The sequence below is a fragment of the Serratia sp. YC16 genome (assembly GCF_009707615.1).
GTDB lineage: Bacteria > Pseudomonadota > Gammaproteobacteria > Enterobacterales > Enterobacteriaceae > Serratia > Serratia surfactantfaciens.
Map to the genome: position 1 here is coordinate 23,081 of NZ_WLYN01000006.1, position 14,841 is coordinate 37,921.

A 14,841-nucleotide genomic window follows, 5' to 3' on the forward strand; every position below is an offset into this window, starting at 1 on the left:
GAGGGCGTCGATGATCATCGCCCGCCGCAGGAGGTACCTGTGGCGGGCGCTTGGCAAGGTTATTTGGCCAACAGTTCCCGGCGCACGATCTCGGCGCCTGCACTTAAGGCATTCAGCTTGCCGCGGGCGACCTGACGAGGCAGAGGGGCCATGCCGCAGTTGGTCGACGGATAGAGCTTGTCGGCATCGACAAACTGCAGCGCCTTACGCAACGTAGCGGCCACTTCTTCAGGCGTCTCGACGGCATGATTCGCCACGTCAATGGCGCCGACCATCACCTTTTTACCGCGGATCAGTTCAAGCAGGTCCATAGGCACGTGCGAGTTATGGCATTCCAGCGAGATGATATCGATATTAGACGTTTGCAGTTTAGGAAACGCCTCTTCATATTGCCGCCACTCTGAACCCAGCGTCTTCTTCCAGTCGGTATTGGCTTTAATGCCGTACCCATAGCAGATATGCACCGCCGTTTCGCACTTCAGCCCTTCGATGGCCCTTTCCAGGGCGGCGATGCCCCAGTCATTCACTTCGTCAAAGAACACATTAAAGGCGGGCTCATCAAACTGAATGATGTCGACGCCGGCGGCCTCGAGCTCTTTGGCTTCCTGATTGAGGATCTTGGCGAATTCCCAGGCCAATTTTTCACGGCTTTTATAGTGGTTGTCATAGAGCGTGTCGATCATGGTCATCGGCCCCGGCAGGGCCCATTTAATCGGCTGCTTGGTCAGCTGGCGTAAAAATTTGGCGTCTTCAACGAAAACGGGCTTTTGACGCTCGACCGCACCCACCACGGTCGGAACACTTGCATCATAGCGATTACGGATTTTCACCACCTGGCGTTGCTCGAAATCGACGCCGCTGAGGTGCTCAATGAACGTCGTGACGAAATGCTGACGCGTTTGCTCGCCATCGCTGACGATGTCGATGCCGGCCAACTGTTGCTCCGCCAGCGATAAACGCAGGGCGTCCTGTTTCCCTTCGATTAATTCTTCATTCTGCAATTTCCAGGGCGACCACAGGGTTTCCGGTTGGGCCAGCCAGGAAGGTTTGGGCAAGCTGCCGGCGGTCGATGTAGGGAGCAATATTTTCATGATGGATGACCTGTATTTGAGTTAATCAAAGCGCGTAGTGAGCAGACCACTGCTCAAGAATAGGCTTGTAGGGTTTGATAAATTGCTCTTCCGTGAATTTCCCCTGCTCAATCGCTAACTGGCTACGCTCTTCGCGATCATAAACAATCTTGGTTAATGAATAGTCCTGGTTATTCAGGCTTGGCTGATAACATTGCCCCGCCGCCGAATTGGCATTGTAAATTTCAGGCCGATAGATTTTTTGGAAGGTCTCCATCGTGCTGATGGTGCCAATCAGCTCAAGGTCGGTGTAATCGCTCAGCAAATCACCGGGGAAATAAAAGGCCAGGGGCGCGACGCTATTTTTCGGCATGAAATAACGCACCTGCAGGCCCATTTTCTTGAAATACCGGTCGGTCAACGAAGCGCCGTCTTGGCGGTATTCGTCACCCAATACCGGGTGGTGATTGCCCGTCCGATGATAGGTGTCTTTGCTGGACACGCTGAGGCAGATCACCGGCGGTTTGCTAAAGTTTTCATGGTATGCCTTTGAATTGACGAAATGCTTAAAGATATTGCCGTGCAAATCGCCGAAGTCATCCGGAATGTTGAACTCCGCTGCGTTTTGGTTATGCGCCGGCAGCAAGACGCTAAAATCATAATCACGCACGTAAGACGAGAAATTGTTCCCGACGATACCCTCGATACGCTTTTGCGTTTTTTTATCAATAATGTTGGTCTTCAGGATTTCGATCACCGGAAAGCTGGCGCCGTGATCTTCAATGCGCATCTCAACCGAGATGATTTCCAGCTCGACCGAATAACGATCGGCCTTGGGGTTATCCCAATGCGCCAACGTATTGAAGCGATTGTCAATCATCACCAACGTATTGCGCAGGTTCTCCCGGCGGTTTTCCCCTCTGGCCAAATTGGCAAAGTTGGTGGTGATACGCGTACTTTCAGAAGGGTTATAATCTTCATTGAAAGAACTGCTCTTAATCGTAAAGGTAAAGTCTTTATTCATCGTCTTATAGCATCCTGTTATATGATATGAGGGCTGGTTTTATCTACTTTTATCAATTAGTTGTTTTTATATTTTTTTATTCAGCCGCTTTCATATTGTCTGTCGTTAATGAGGTCTATTTTTGCCAGAGTCCCGAGGGGAGTGAAAGAGACTTAATTTCATTACCACATGAGCCGCGTTCATGATCTGGCGCATCAGGCAGTTTTCCGCCGCGATCCGGCCGCGCAAACCGCCTGATGCGCCGAGGCGGCAAGCTGGTGCAGCCTGAAACATTACGGGTATAATCCCCACCATAACCCCACGGCTTCAGACACGAACATGACAAAACTCACCTTACAAGAGCAGATGCTCAAAGCGGGCTTGGTAACCAGCAAGAAAATGGCCAAAGTCCAAAGAACGGCTAAAAAATCACGCGTTCAGGCCCGTGAGGCCAGAGAGGCGGTGGAAGAGAATAAAAAGGCGCAGCTTGAACGCGATAAGCAGCTGAGCGAGCAGCAAAAGCAAGCTGCGCTGTCCAAAGAATACAAAGCGCAGGTGAAGCAACTGATCGAGATGAACCGCATCGTCCTGGCGAAAGGCGATATCGGTTTTAACTTCACCGACGGCAACCTGATCAAGAAAATCCTGGTGGATAAAGCGACCCAGACCCAGCTGATCAATGGCCGTCTTGCCATCGCACGCTTGGTGGTCGAGAACCGCGAAGAGTGTGAATACGCGATTATCCCCGCCAGCGTCGCCGATAAAATCGCGCAGCGCGATGCGGCCAGCATTGTGCTGCACAGCGCGCTGAGTCAGGAAGAGCAGGATGAAGACGATCCGTACGCCGACTTTAAAGTGCCCGACGATTTGATGTGGTAAGCCGCGTTCAGAACGGCGCGGCGTGACGAGCGGTTATCCGTTCTCCGCTGATGGGGTGCACAAAATCCAGTTCGCTGGCGTGCAGCATCAGCCGCGGCGTCTGTTCGGTGCCCGGTAGCAGGCGGCCGCCATACAGATCGCAGCCTAAAATAGGGTGGCCCAACTGCCTGCTGTGAATACGCAACTGATGGGTGCGCCCGGTCTCCGGGGTGAGCTGCACCCGCGTCAGCGGCAGCGATGTCCCATCCTCCGCGATACGATAAAAACGCTCGACGACCCGATAGCGGGAACGGGCGGGCTTGCCGTGAAGGGCGCAAATCGACATCAGCGGGAACAGCGCCGGATCTTTGGCGATCGCCGCGTCTATCACTCCTTCGTAATCCGCCAGATGGCCGCAGAGCAGCGCGCTGTACACTTTGTTGACGGTGCGTTCGCTGAACTGCCGGCAGAGCGCGGCGTTGACGGCCTTATTGCGGGCCACCACCATCAAGCCGGACGTGCCGAAATCCAGACGGTGCACCAAAGTGCAGCCGGGGAAGATCTGCACCAGCCGATGGTGCACCGAATCGAGATTTTGCGGATTCTTGCCCGAAAGGCTGAGCAGCCCGGTCGGCTTATTGATCAGCGCCAGATGAGCGTCCTGATAGAGGATCTCTATCTGATCATGACATGGCGGGGCGATGAAGGTATCGATAATCGTAGACATCGTGTGGCCGGCTGGTGAGGGGGAGCGGATGATAGCGAATTTTTCGCCGATGGGCGAATTTGACGGCGCAATCCCGCCGGTTGGAGTATTAGCGCTTCTGATACTTGATTAGAAACATCAATTTCACCTAATGATCGCTTCCTCGTATGATGCGCGTGTTGACCGATTCGCGCCCTCGTCCGGCGCCTTTTATCATTCGAGGAATCCCCATGTTATCCGTCTTCCTGCAGGGTTTTGCCCTGAGCGCCGCCATGATCCTGCCGCTGGGCCCGCAGAACGTATTCGTGATGAATCAGGGCATTCGGCGTCAGTACCATTTAATGATCGCCGCGCTGTGCGCGTTGAGCGATATCGTGCTGATCTGCGCCGGCATCTTCGGCGGCAGCGCATTGCTGACCCGTTCGCCGCTGCTGCTGGCGCTGGTGACCTGGGGCGGGGTGGCGTTTCTGCTGTGGTACGGCTGGGGCGCGTTCCGTTCCGCCTTCAGTCCGCAACCAGCGCAGGCTGCGGCGCAAGAGCTGGCGCAGAGCCGCTGGCGCATCGTGGTCACCATGCTGGCGGTCACCTGGCTGAACCCGCACGTTTATCTGGACACCTTCGTGGTGCTCGGCAGCCTGGGTGGACAGCTGACGGCGGACGTGCGTTCCTGGTTTGCGCTCGGCGCGGTCAGCGCATCGGTCGTGTGGTTCTTCGGGCTGGCGCTGCTGGCCTCCTGGCTGGCGCCCTGGCTGAACACGCAGCGGGCGCAGCGCATCATCAATGCGCTGGTCGGGCTGGTGATGTGGGGCATCGCGCTGCAGCTGGCCTGGCAGGGGGCAAATTTATAAGAATTTGTCACTAATCCGAATTCAAAACGCCGCGCGATATGCTACGTTTGATGCCAGGAATCCGGCGGTTCTCACGGGGAAAAGCCGGCGATCAGAGACAGCCTGTCATTAAGGAGACACTGTGAAGCTAAAAGCATTGGCTATGGCCGCAATGGTCGGATTAGGGACGTTACCGATGGCGCTGCAGGCGGCCGAAGTGCCTGAAGGGCCGCATGTCGTCACCTCCGGCACCGCCAGCGTGGACGCCACGCCGGACATCGCCACCCTGGCGATCGAAGTGAGCGTTTCCTCCAAAGACGCCGCTCAGGCGAAGAAGCAGGTGGATGAGCGCGTGGCGCAGTACTTTGATTTCCTGCAGAAAAATAACATCGAGAAGAAAGACATCAGCGCCGCCAACCTGCGCACCCAGCCGGAATACGACTACCTGAAAACCGGCGAGTCGGTGCTGAAGGGCTACCGTGCGGTGCGCCAGGTGCAGGTGACGCTGCGCCAGTTGGACAAGCTGAACGAGCTGCTGGACGGCGCGTTGAAATCCGGCCTGAACGAGATCCGTGCGGTGGAGTTGGGCGTCGCCAAGCCGGACGTGTATCGCGAACAGGCACGGCAAAAAGCGATCGAGAACGCGACTCAACAGGCCGAATCCCTGGCCAAAGGCTTCCACGCCAAGCTGGGGCCGGTGTACAGCATTCGCTATCGGGTCGCCAACTACCAGCCGATGCCGGTGGCGCGGATGTATAAGGCGGCCGGTGCGGCGGCGGAAAGCGATGCGGCGCAGACCTATGAACAGCAAAGCATTCACTTCGACGATCAGGTGGATGTGGTGTTCGAGCTGCAGCGCAACGCCGCGCAGTAAGGGTGTGGTATTGAAGAAAAGGTTCGCTGTGGCGAACCTTTTTTCGTTTTAATCCTGGCGCAGCACCTGGTGACCGTGTTCCAGCAACGCATCGGTCACTTTACGCATCATGCGGCTTTCCGGCGCGAAGCGGTGCCAGTACAGCATGCGGCGCTGGTACAGCCCCGGCGTCAGGTCGATCAGTTCACCGGATTCCAGCTCCTTTTCGATCTGCAGATGCGGGATCATACAGCAGGTGGTGCCCTGGCGTGCCAGCTGCACGAAGGCTTCCGATGAGTTCACGATGTGGCAGGGCACGCTGCCCGGCGACAGATCGAAGTTCTGCTGCAGGAACGCCTGGTGCATGTCGTCGAGATGGTCGAAGGCCACCGCCGGTGCTTTCAGCAGCGCGGAACGGGTGACGCCGTTGGGGAAGTAGCGCTCGGCGAAGCCGCTGGAGGCCACGAACAGGTAGTCCAGCGCCCCCAGCCGATCCACCAGGCAGCTCGGCAGCGGCTGCGGCTGAATACTCACCGCCCCCACCACTTCACCGCGGCGCAATCGCTCCTGGGTACGGGTTTCATCTTCCACCTGCAGATTCAGACGAATGGGGGAGTCCGCCAGCACCGGTTTCAGCGCCGGCAGCAGCCAGGTCGCCAGACTGTCGGCGTTGACCGCCAGCGACAGCAGCAGCGGCGTATCGACGCCGGTGTCGTTGCCAAGCCACTCTTCTTCCAGCAGCTCCACCTGATGCAGCAACGCCAGCAGCTTTTGCCCTTGTTCGGTCGGGCGCGGCGGCACGGTACGGACCAATAGCGGCTGGCCGAACAGGTTTTCCAGCTGTTTGATGCGTTGGGATACCGCCGATTGCGTGATGCAGAGTTTTTGAGCGGCGCGCTCGAAGCCGCGCTCACGGATCACCGCGTCCAGCGCTTGCAGCGTACGATAGTCTGGGCGTTTCATCGGAAAGATATCCCTTAAATTAGAATGATACCGGCACTATGCCACATTTTGCGCGCGGCGCAGGTGGAAAAATCACGCCACCAACTCGCCGCAAAGCGGGTAAAAATGCGGGATGCGGTAAATAAGTGTGATCCTGCCGGCGTGAAAAACAGCGTTTTACCCTATAATACGCACACGTTTTCGTACAGAGGCAAGGGACATATTATGACGCAGGACGAACTGAAAAAAGCGGTAGGCTGGGCGGCACTGGAATACGTAACGCCGGGCACCATCGTCGGGGTTGGCACCGGCTCGACCGCTTCCCACTTTATTGACGCGCTGGGCTCCATCAAGCACCAGATTGAAGGCGCGGTGTCCAGCTCCGACGCCTCCACCGCCAAGCTGAAAAGCCTCGGCATCCACGTATTCGACAGCAATGAAGTGGACTCGCTCGATATCTACGTGGACGGCGCGGACGAAATCAATGGCCATATGCAGATGATCAAGGGCGGCGGCGCAGCGCTGACGCGCGAGAAGATCATCGCCGCCATCGCCAAGAAATTCATCTGCATCGTCGACGCCAGCAAACAGGTAGACGTGTTGGGCAAGTTCCCGCTGCCGGTGGAAGTGATCCCGATGGCGCGTTCTTACGTGGCGCGCGAGCTGGTGAAACTGGGCGGCCTGCCGGAGTATCGCCAAAACGTGGTGACCGACAACGGCAACGTGATCCTGGACGTGCATAACCTGAGCATCACCGACGCCATCGCGCTGGAGAACAAGATCAACGGCATCGCCGGCGTGGTGACCGTTGGGCTGTTCGCCAACCGCGGCGCGGACGTGGCGCTGGTCGGCACGTCGGAAGGCGTGAAAGTGGTCAAATAAGCCGCCATGGCCTGTGGCCCGGTCATGCCGGGCCGCAAAATTTCTTCGGTTAAAATATCTTTTCTGAAAAGCGGCAAATTTGGTGACTTATGTCACATTGTGAAAACTGACTCCCCAAAGCTTCTGCCGAAAACTTTCCCTATGGCATTTTCTGCCAGAAACCGCCAGGAACGCTGCGCCTTGTCCTGCCGGGCAGGCAATCGTTTGTATTGCCGCCCGCGTTATTTTTGTTATGTTGGATGGGAGCTGTGTCGCAACAGCCGCTTCTGAAGTCTGAACATAGGGTCGGGTAAATGGCAAAAGTATCATTGGAGAAAGACAGGATTAAATTCCTGTTGGTGGAAGGGGTTCATCAGAGCACGGTAGACAATCTGCGTGCCGCCGGTTATACCAACATCGAATACCACAAGGGTGCGTTAGACACCGAATCGCTGAAGGCCTCCATCCGCGATGCGCACTTCGTCGGCATCCGATCGCGCACGCATCTGACCGAAGAGGTCTTCGCCGCCGCAGAAAAGCTGGTGGCGGTGGGCTGCTTCTGTATCGGCACCAACCAGGTTGATCTGAACGCAGCGACCAAGCGCGGTATTCCGGTCTTCAACGCCCCGTTCTCCAATACCCGATCCGTGGCCGAAATGGTGCTGGGCGAGCTGTTGTTGATGCTGCGCGGCATTCCGGCCGCCAACGCCAAGGCGCACCGCGGCGTGTGGCACAAACTGGCCGTGGGCTCTTACGAGGCGCGCGGCAAAAAATTGGGCATCATCGGCTACGGTCATATCGGCACCCAGCTGGGCATTCTGGCCGAAGGGCTGGGCATGAAGGTGTTCTTCTACGACATCGAGAACAAGCTGCCGCTGGGTAATGCGCAACAGGTGCGTCATCTGTCCGATCTGCTCAATATGAGCGACGTGGTAACGCTGCACGTGCCGGAAACGCTGGCCACCAAGAATATGATGGGTGCAGAAGAGCTGGCGCTGATGAAACCGGGCGCCATTCTGATCAACGCCTCGCGCGGCACTGTGGTGGATATCCCCGCGCTGTGCGATGCGTTGGCCAGCAATCATCTGGCGGGGGCGGCGATCGACGTCTTCCCGGAAGAACCGGCGACCAACAGCGATCCGTTCAACTCGCCGCTGTGTGAGTTCGACAACGTGCTGCTGACGCCGCACATCGGCGGCTCAACTCAGGAAGCGCAAGAGAACATCGGCGACGAAGTGGCCGGCAAACTGGCGAAGTATTCCGACAACGGGTCGACGCTGTCGGCGGTCAACTTCCCGGAAGTGTCGCTGCCGGCGCATGGCCCGAACGCCAGCCGCCTGCTGCACATTCATGAAAACCGTCCGGGCGTGCTGACGCAGATTAACCAGATCTTCGCCGAAGAGGGGGTTAACATCGCCGCGCAGTACCTGCAAACCGGGCCGGAAATCGGCTACGTGGTGATCGATATCGAAGCGGAAACCGCGCGTGCCGACGCTGCGCTGCAGCGCATGAAGGCCATCGACGGCACCATTCGCGCCCGTCTGCTGTTCTGATTCGGCGGCATGCCGCAATGAAAGAAAAAGGCCGGATTGATTCCGGCCTTTTGCTATTTGGGCTCGCGCCACGCCCAGCTGCAGAGCGGGGTGAGGATCTCCGGCAGCGGGATATCCCAATGCTCGGTCGGCAGGCTTTCCACCTGTTGGCAATCATGGGCCAGGCCGATGGGATAGGGGCCATCGCTCTGCCAGTTTTGCAGGGTGCGATCGTAAAAGCCGCCGCCCATGCCCAGACGCTGGCCGGTATGATCGAACGCCACCAGCGGTGTCAACACCACGTCCAGCTCGCCCAGCGGCAGCACCTGGCGCACATCGAGGTGCGGCTCGAGAATATTGAAGCGGTTGCGCACCAGCGGCGTTTCCGGCGCATAGCGTAGGAACAGCAAGTGCCCCGGGCTGAACGGATGCAGCACCGGCAGGTAAACCCGTTTGCCGAGCGTCCACAAACGCTCGATTAGCGGCCCGGTATCGAGTTCGCCGTCAAACGACAGGAATACCGCGATGCTGTGCGCCGCCTGAATACGGCCGTGTGCGACGAGACGTTCGGTTATCTTTTCTGCGGCAAAGCGTTGCTGGCCCGGCGTAAGTTCGCGCCGACGTTGGCGAATGAGTTGACGAATGGCTTGGCGCTGCTGCGCGAATTGGGGTTGAAAAGGCATCGTATCAGGCTTGCTCAGTGTGGCGTTCAGCACACATAAACCGCTGAGAAGGGGAATCTCCGAGATGCCGTCGCAGGCTGTAACCCTTGAACCCATGGTTCAAGGTGAACGTGCCGTCGCAATCTTAAGGCTTCTCGGCGCACCGAGCGTGCTCACCGATCGCGGAGCAACACATTCTGTTTGTACTAAATATCGGCTCAGGGGACTGGCCCGCTGGCGAACATCTCAGAGAAATTTTGTACTCGTTGCTGAAAACTGTGATTTCAACAACTTAAGTTATTCGAATTGCACATCCTGACGTTCAGAGATGCGACCTTGTTCAAGCAGCGCTTGTTCAATGGTCTGCTGCAGCATCCGTATGCGTTGTTCCATATTGGACGCATAGTCACGGGTTTTCAACCGTTCTTGAGCAAGTTCGTGACAGACGTTCAATGCCGCGATGAAAACCAGTTGCTCAGTATTGGAGACTCTAGTGCGAACTTTTAGATCTTGCAACCGTTGGTTAAGATCGTCCGCCGCCATATTCAACGCATCTTGTTGTTCTGGCGGGCAATTGACTCTTAACGAGCGGCCAAAAATTTGAATATCTACCGGTTGTGCAGACATGCCACCTTCCTGCCTAAATTTCGCGCCAGCCTTGTCCGCCCTGGCCGGGCCGTCAAAGCGGGCGCCACTATATATACCTCGGTACCAAGATACAACCCCTTTTTCAGTACCTGGTTGTAATCTACTGCGGCAGACATCGCCAGTCAAAAAAGGGTTTCAAAATGCGTATTTACCGCACTTTCGTCACCCGCCGGCGCAGTGTGAGACCTGCCACATCACGATTATAACTAGCCACTGAGGTGTCGCGCTTATCTGGTATAGCGACGGACCTTGGTGGTAGCATACCACGAACTTATCCTGCCAACGATGACGAATGCGCATGTCTATACAGAATACATTTCCAAGTTACCAATCTTTGACCGTGGCCCTCAACCAACAGTCGGTGGCGTTGACCGCGGCAGAAATGCACGGCCTGATCAGCGGCCTGCTGTGCGGCGGCAGCCGTGATGCCGGCTGGCAGGCGCTGGTGCACGATCTGACCAATGAAGGCGTCGCTTTCCCGCAGGCGCTCAGCCAACCGTTGCAGCAGCTGTATGAAGCGACGCGTGAAACGCTGGAAGACGACGAATTCCTGTTCCAACTGATGCTGCCCGAAGGGGAGATCGTCAGCGTGTTCGATCGCGCCGACGCGCTGGCCGGTTGGGTCAACCACTTCCTGCTCGGTTTGGGCATGATGCAGCCGAAGCTGGCCCAGGTGAAAGACGAGGTCGGTGAAGCGATCGACGATCTGCGTAACATCGCGCAGCTGGGCTACGACGAAGACGAAGATCAGGAAGAGTTGGAACAGTCGCTGGAAGAAGTGGCGGAGTATGTGCGGGTCGCCGCCATCATGTGCTACGGCGAATTCACTCGTCACAAGCCGACGGCGCCGGAAAATATCAAACCGACGCTGCACTAAACGTTCTATCGCCCCTCCGCCGGCGGTGCGGATGGCATGATTTCAGGAGAAGGTAATGACTCAGCAGGAATTCAACAACCGCCGTCAGGCGCTGTTGGCGAAAATGGCGCCGGCCAGCGCGGCGGTTATTTTCTCTGCGCCGGAAACGACGCGCAGTGCAGATTCAGACTATCCCTACCGGCAGAACAGCGACTTTTGGTACCTGACCGGCTTCAATGAGCCGGAAGCGGTGCTGGTGCTGATCAAAAGCGACGAAACCCACAACCACAGCGTGCTGTTCAACCGGGTGCGCGACCTGACGGCGGAAATCTGGTTTGGCCGCCGTCTGGGGCAAGACGCCGCGCCGGCGAAGCTGGGCGTGGATCGCGCGCTGCCGTTCGATGAAATCAATGACCAGCTGCACCTGCTGCTGAATGGCCTGGACGTGGTCTACCACGCGCAGGGCGAATACGCCTACGCCGATCAGATCCTGTTCGGCGCGCTGGACAAGCTGCGCAAGGGATTCCGCCAGAATCTGCAGGCGCCGGCCACCGTCACCGACTGGCGGCCGTGGCTGCACGACATGCGGCTGTTCAAATCGCCGGAGGAGCTGGCGGTGATGCGCCGCGCCGGCGAGATCAGCGCGTTGGCACATACCCGCGCGATGGAAAAATGCCGTCCGGGCATGTTCGAATACCAGTTGGAAGCGGAAATTCATCATGAATTCACCCGCCTAGGCGCCCGTTACCCGTCTTACAACACCATCGTCGGCAGCGGCGAAAACGGCTGCATCCTGCACTACACCGAGAACGAGAGCCAGATGCGCGACGGCGATCTGGTGTTGATCGATGCCGGCTGCGAGTATCAGGGGTACGCCGGCGACATTACCCGCACCTTCCCGGTCAACGGCAAGTTCAGCCGGCCGCAGCGCGCAGTGTACGACATCGTGCTGGCGTCGCTGCTGCGTGCGCTGGAGCTGTTCAAACCCGGCACCAGCATCCGCGAAGTCAATGACGAAGTGGTGCGCATCATGGTGGTCGGGCTGGTGGAGCTGGGCGTATTGAAAGGTGAAGTCGACCAGCTGATCGCCGAGCAGGCCCACCGTCAGTTCTTTATGCACGGGCTGAGCCACTGGCTGGGCCTGGACGTGCACGACGTCGGCCACTATGGCACGCCGAGCCGCGATCGGCTGCTGGAGCCGGGTATGGTGCTGACCGTGGAGCCGGGGCTGTATATCGCGCCGGATGCGGACGTGCCGGCGGAATACCGCGGCATCGGCATCCGTATCGAAGACGACATCGTGATCACCGCCGACGGCAATGAAAACCTGACCGCCACCGTGGTGAAAGACGCCGATGCCATCGAAGCGTTGATGGCGGCGGCAAGGTAACGGAATGAGCGTAATTATCGTTGGCGGCGGTATGGCGGGCGCGACGCTGGCGCTGGCCATTTCGTCGCTCACTCAGGGAAGAATGGCGGTGGATCTGGTCGAGGCGACTCGGCCGGACGACCGCAGCCACCCGGGCTTTGACGCTCGCGCCATCGCGCTGGCGCAGGGCACTTGCCAACAGTTGGCGCGCATCGGCGTTTGGCCGGCGCTGCGCGATTGCGCCACGCCGATCACTCAGGTGCACGTCAGCGATCGCGGCCACGCCGGGTTTGTGAATCTGCAGGCGCAGGATTATCAGGTCGATGCGCTCGGCCAGGTGATCGAACTGCACGACGCCGGGCAGCGGCTGTTCGCGCTGCTGGCGAAGGCGCCGGGCGTCACGCTGCACTGTCCCGCGCGGGTGGTGGACGTTATTCGCACCGCAGAGCGGGCGGAAGTGCTGCTGGATAATGGCCGACGCCTGGCCGGGCAGCTGCTGGTGGCGGCCGACGGCTCGCGCTCGGCGCTGGCGCAGGCCTGCAATATGCAGTGGCGGCAGGAGGACTATCCACAGTTCGCCACCATCGCCAACGTCACCACGGCGGAAGATCCGCAGGGGCGCGCCTTCGAGCGCTTTACCCGTTACGGGCCGCTGGCGCTGTTGCCGATGTCGCAGGGGCGCAGTTCGCTGGTGTGGTGCCATGCGCGCGAGGATCGCGCCCAGGTCGACGCCTGGGACGACGAGCGCTTTATCGCCGAGCTGCAACAGGCTTTCGGCTGGCGGCTGGGGCGTATCCTCAAGGCCGGCAAACGGCACAGTTACCCACTCGCTCTGCTGACTGCCGATCGCCATGTCAGCCACCGGCTGGCGTTGGTAGGCAACGCGGCGCAGACGCTGCACCCGATCGCCGGGCAGGGGTTCAACCTCGGCCTGCGCGATGTGATGTCGCTGGCGGAAACGCTGGCGGAAGCGGTGAACAGCGGAGAAGACGCCGGCGGTTATGCGTTGCTGAGCCGCTATCAGCAGCGGCGGCAACAAGATCAGCAGGCGACGATCGGCGTGACCGACGGCTTGATCCATCTGTTCGCCAACCGTTACGGCCCGCTGGTGGTTGGCCGCAATTTGGGGCTGATGGCGATGGAGCGTTTGCCCGCAGTGCGCGACGCCTTCGCCAAGCGTACGCTGGGCTGGGTGGAACGTTAAAGACATAGTCGGGCGCGTTGGCGCGCCCAAAGCGCGGCGCGTCAAGACGTCGCGCGTTATTTAAGGAAATCGAGCAGCATGCAATCATTTGACGTGATTATCGCCGGTGGCGGTATGGTGGGGCTGGCGTTGGCCTGCGGCCTGCAGGGCAGCGGGCTGCGCGTGGCGGTGCTGGAGCAGCGACAGCCGGAGATGGCGCCGCCGTCGGAACAGCCGGCCCTGCGCGTCTCCGCCATCAATGCCGCCAGCGAGCGTTTGCTGCAGCATATCGGCGTATGGGATGACATTCTCCAGCTGCGGGCCAGCGCCTACAACGCAATGGAAGTGTGGGATCGGGACAGCTTCGGCAAAATCGCCTTCCGCGGCGACGAATGCGGCTTCAGCCATCTCGGCCACATTATCGAAAACTCGGTGATCCAGCAGGCGCTGTGGAAGCGCGCCGAAAGCCTGTCGGACATCACGCTGATCACTCCGGCCGCGCTCAAGCAGGTGGCGTGGGGCGAGAACGACGCCTTCATCACGCTGGAGGATGGCCGCATGCTGACCGCCCGGCTGGTAATCGGCGCCGACGGCGCCCAGTCGTGGCTGCGTCAGCACGCCGATATCCCGCTGACCTTCTGGGACTATCGCCACCATGCGCTGGTGGCCACCATCCGCACCGAAGAGCCGCATCAGGCGACGGCGCGGCAAATTTTCCACGGCGACGGCATTCTGGCGTTCCTGCCGTTCAGCGATGCGCATTTGAGCTCCATCGTCTGGTCGGTCGCGCCGGAAGAGGCCGAACGCCTCAAGCAGCTGGAGCCGGAACAATTCAATCGCGAACTGGCGATGGCCTTCGATATGCGTTTGGGCGCCTGCAGCCTGGAAAGCGAACGGCTGGCGTTCCCGTTGACCGGCCGCTATGCGCGCAGCTTCGCCGCGCACCGCCTGGCGCTGGTGGGCGATGCGGCGCATACCGTGCATCCGCTGGCCGGGCAGGGGGTGAACCTGGGCTTTATGGACGCCGCCGAGCTGATTTCCGAACTGCGCCGCCTGCAGCGGCAGGGCAAGGATATCGGCCAGCACCTCTATCTGCGCCGCTATGAGCGCCGCCGTAAACATGGTGCGGCGGTGATGTTGGCCAGCATGCAGGGTTTCCGCGAACTGTTCGACGGCAACCATCCGGCCAAAAAGCTGCTGCGCGACGTGGGGCTGCGGCTGGCGGACAGCCTGCCGGGCGTCAAACCGAAGCTGGTGCGTCAGGCGATGGGCCTGAACGATCTGCCCGAGTGGCTTGCCTGAACACCCGCCTGCTGCGAGCCCACATCGGGCTCGCGCTTCTCGCCTTATGCCATCGTCTTTCCTTATATAACCCTTCATTTGAAATAATCTAATTTCAGCCGCTTTTTATCATTACTTTTTCTAATTCCATGTTCGGTTATCAAAAGTCAGGATCCCATGCCCGGCCGTC

At 58.9% G+C, this 14,841-nt stretch carries 15 protein-coding genes and 1 other RNA gene; 9 read left to right on the forward strand and 7 right to left on the reverse strand.

Going from position 1 to position 14,841, the window contains the following annotated elements; genetic code table 11:
* Window positions 1-59: 59 nt before the first annotated feature.
* Both GKN89_RS17300 and GKN89_RS17305 read right to left on the reverse strand, forming a co-directional pair.
* Complete coding sequence (locus tag GKN89_RS17300; protein ID WP_025160207.1) at window positions 60-1,091, reverse strand: methionine synthase; 1,032 nt, start codon at window positions 1,089-1,091, stop codon at window positions 60-62.
* Between the two features lie 25 nt (window positions 1,092-1,116).
* Window positions 1,117-2,094 carry a DUF1852 domain-containing protein gene (locus GKN89_RS17305; protein ID WP_019455621.1) on the reverse strand — a complete coding sequence of 326 codons (978 nt, stop codon included), beginning with the start codon at window positions 2,092-2,094 and terminating at the stop codon, window positions 1,117-1,119.
* Window positions 2,095-2,412: 318 nt separating this feature from the next.
* Between GKN89_RS17305 and GKN89_RS17310 the strand changes: the two genes are divergently transcribed.
* On the forward strand, window positions 2,413-2,952 hold the full coding sequence (locus tag GKN89_RS17310) for a DUF2058 domain-containing protein (protein ID WP_025160208.1): 540 nt from the start codon (window positions 2,413-2,415) through the stop codon (window positions 2,950-2,952).
* A 7-nt stretch (window positions 2,953-2,959) separates the two neighbouring features.
* Here the strand turns inward: GKN89_RS17310 and GKN89_RS17315 are convergent, their stop codons facing one another.
* Window positions 2,960-3,658: an RluA family pseudouridine synthase gene (locus tag GKN89_RS17315; protein ID WP_154747434.1), complete on the reverse strand. Its 699-nt coding sequence runs from the start codon at window positions 3,656-3,658 to the stop codon at window positions 2,960-2,962.
* A 209-nt stretch (window positions 3,659-3,867) separates the two neighbouring features.
* Here GKN89_RS17315 and argO point away from each other — a divergent pair, with 209 nt between their 5' ends.
* Together argO and GKN89_RS17325 are read left to right on the forward strand one after the other, a co-directional pair.
* The gene (gene argO, locus GKN89_RS17320) at window positions 3,868-4,485 is read left to right on the forward strand and encodes an arginine exporter ArgO (protein ID WP_019455623.1); all 618 of its coding nucleotides are present in this window, start codon (window positions 3,868-3,870) and stop codon (window positions 4,483-4,485) included.
* A gap of 121 nt (window positions 4,486-4,606) precedes the next feature.
* Window positions 4,607-5,338, forward strand: coding sequence for an oxidative stress defense protein (locus GKN89_RS17325; protein ID WP_025160209.1), 732 nt, complete (start codon window positions 4,607-4,609; stop codon window positions 5,336-5,338).
* Window positions 5,339-5,386: 48 nt separating this feature from the next.
* Here the strand turns inward: GKN89_RS17325 and GKN89_RS17330 are convergent, their stop codons facing one another.
* A complete protein-coding gene (locus tag GKN89_RS17330; RefSeq protein WP_019455625.1) occupies window positions 5,387-6,280 on the reverse strand; it encodes a LysR family transcriptional regulator ArgP in 894 nt (297 codons plus the stop codon).
* Window positions 6,281-6,484: 204 nt separating this feature from the next.
* Between GKN89_RS17330 and rpiA the strand changes: the two genes are divergently transcribed.
* Together rpiA and serA are read left to right on the forward strand one after the other, a co-directional pair.
* On the forward strand, window positions 6,485-7,141 hold the full coding sequence (gene rpiA, locus GKN89_RS17335; protein ID WP_019455626.1) for a ribose-5-phosphate isomerase RpiA: 657 nt from the start codon (window positions 6,485-6,487) through the stop codon (window positions 7,139-7,141).
* A gap of 293 nt (window positions 7,142-7,434) precedes the next feature.
* The gene (serA, locus tag GKN89_RS17340; RefSeq protein WP_025160210.1) at window positions 7,435-8,673 is read left to right on the forward strand and encodes a phosphoglycerate dehydrogenase; all 1,239 of its coding nucleotides are present in this window, start codon (window positions 7,435-7,437) and stop codon (window positions 8,671-8,673) included.
* A gap of 53 nt (window positions 8,674-8,726) precedes the next feature.
* Here the strand turns inward: serA and GKN89_RS17345 are convergent, their stop codons facing one another.
* The 3 genes from GKN89_RS17345 to zapA all read right to left on the reverse strand — a co-directional run bounded on the left by GKN89_RS17345 (window position 8,727) and on the right by zapA (window position 9,941).
* Window positions 8,727-9,335 carry a 5-formyltetrahydrofolate cyclo-ligase gene (locus tag GKN89_RS17345; protein WP_019455628.1) on the reverse strand — a complete coding sequence of 203 codons (609 nt, stop codon included), beginning with the start codon at window positions 9,333-9,335 and terminating at the stop codon, window positions 8,727-8,729.
* A gap of 52 nt (window positions 9,336-9,387) precedes the next feature.
* Window positions 9,388-9,570, reverse strand: a non-coding RNA gene (ssrS, locus tag GKN89_RS17350) — 6S RNA.
* A gap of 41 nt (window positions 9,571-9,611) precedes the next feature.
* Window positions 9,612-9,941, reverse strand: a complete 330-nt coding sequence (gene zapA, locus GKN89_RS17355; protein WP_019455629.1) for a cell division protein ZapA — start codon at window positions 9,939-9,941, stop codon at window positions 9,612-9,614.
* A 319-nt stretch (window positions 9,942-10,260) separates the two neighbouring features.
* Between zapA and GKN89_RS17360 the strand changes: the two genes are divergently transcribed.
* The 4 genes from GKN89_RS17360 to ubiI all read left to right on the forward strand — a co-directional run bounded on the left by GKN89_RS17360 (window position 10,261) and on the right by ubiI (window position 14,672).
* Window positions 10,261-10,839, forward strand: coding sequence for a YecA family protein (locus GKN89_RS17360; RefSeq protein WP_025160211.1), 579 nt, complete (start codon window positions 10,261-10,263; stop codon window positions 10,837-10,839).
* Window positions 10,840-10,894: 55 nt separating this feature from the next.
* Window positions 10,895-12,208: a Xaa-Pro aminopeptidase gene (gene pepP, locus GKN89_RS17365; protein WP_019455631.1), complete on the forward strand. Its 1,314-nt coding sequence runs from the start codon at window positions 10,895-10,897 to the stop codon at window positions 12,206-12,208.
* A gap of 4 nt (window positions 12,209-12,212) precedes the next feature.
* The gene (gene ubiH, locus GKN89_RS17370; protein WP_019455632.1) at window positions 12,213-13,391 is read left to right on the forward strand and encodes a 2-octaprenyl-6-methoxyphenyl hydroxylase; all 1,179 of its coding nucleotides are present in this window, start codon (window positions 12,213-12,215) and stop codon (window positions 13,389-13,391) included.
* Window positions 13,392-13,469: 78 nt separating this feature from the next.
* Entirely contained in the window at window positions 13,470-14,672 is a 1,203-nt protein-coding gene (gene ubiI, locus GKN89_RS17375; protein ID WP_139285606.1) for an FAD-dependent 2-octaprenylphenol hydroxylase, read from the forward strand.
* The last annotated feature ends 169 nt before the right edge of the window (window positions 14,673-14,841 follow it).

Excerpts from the sequence above, each read along its gene's own strand:
- GKN89_RS17300 (WP_025160207.1), bottom strand. The coding sequence starts at position 1,091 with ATGAAAATATTGCTCCCTACATCGACCGCCGGCAGCTTGCCCAAACCT.
- GKN89_RS17305 (WP_019455621.1), bottom strand. The coding sequence starts at position 2,094 with ATGAATAAAGACTTTACCTTTACGATTAAGAGCAGTTCTTTCAATGAA.
- GKN89_RS17310 (WP_025160208.1), top strand. The coding sequence starts at position 2,413 with ATGACAAAACTCACCTTACAAGAGCAGATGCTCAAAGCGGGCTTGGTA.
- GKN89_RS17315 (WP_154747434.1), bottom strand. The coding sequence starts at position 3,658 with ATGTCTACGATTATCGATACCTTCATCGCCCCGCCATGTCATGATCAG.
- argO (WP_019455623.1), top strand. The coding sequence starts at position 3,868 with ATGTTATCCGTCTTCCTGCAGGGTTTTGCCCTGAGCGCCGCCATGATC.
- GKN89_RS17330 (WP_019455625.1), bottom strand. The coding sequence starts at position 6,280 with ATGAAACGCCCAGACTATCGTACGCTGCAAGCGCTGGACGCGGTGATC.
- rpiA (WP_019455626.1), top strand. The coding sequence starts at position 6,485 with ATGACGCAGGACGAACTGAAAAAAGCGGTAGGCTGGGCGGCACTGGAA.
- serA (WP_025160210.1), top strand. The coding sequence starts at position 7,435 with ATGGCAAAAGTATCATTGGAGAAAGACAGGATTAAATTCCTGTTGGTG.
- GKN89_RS17345 (WP_019455628.1), bottom strand. The coding sequence starts at position 9,335 with ATGCCTTTTCAACCCCAATTCGCGCAGCAGCGCCAAGCCATTCGTCAA.
- zapA (WP_019455629.1), bottom strand. The coding sequence starts at position 9,941 with ATGTCTGCACAACCGGTAGATATTCAAATTTTTGGCCGCTCGTTAAGA.
- GKN89_RS17360 (WP_025160211.1), top strand. The coding sequence starts at position 10,261 with ATGTCTATACAGAATACATTTCCAAGTTACCAATCTTTGACCGTGGCC.
- pepP (WP_019455631.1), top strand. The coding sequence starts at position 10,895 with ATGACTCAGCAGGAATTCAACAACCGCCGTCAGGCGCTGTTGGCGAAA.
- ubiH (WP_019455632.1), top strand. The coding sequence starts at position 12,213 with ATGAGCGTAATTATCGTTGGCGGCGGTATGGCGGGCGCGACGCTGGCG.
- ubiI (WP_139285606.1), top strand. The coding sequence starts at position 13,470 with ATGCAATCATTTGACGTGATTATCGCCGGTGGCGGTATGGTGGGGCTG.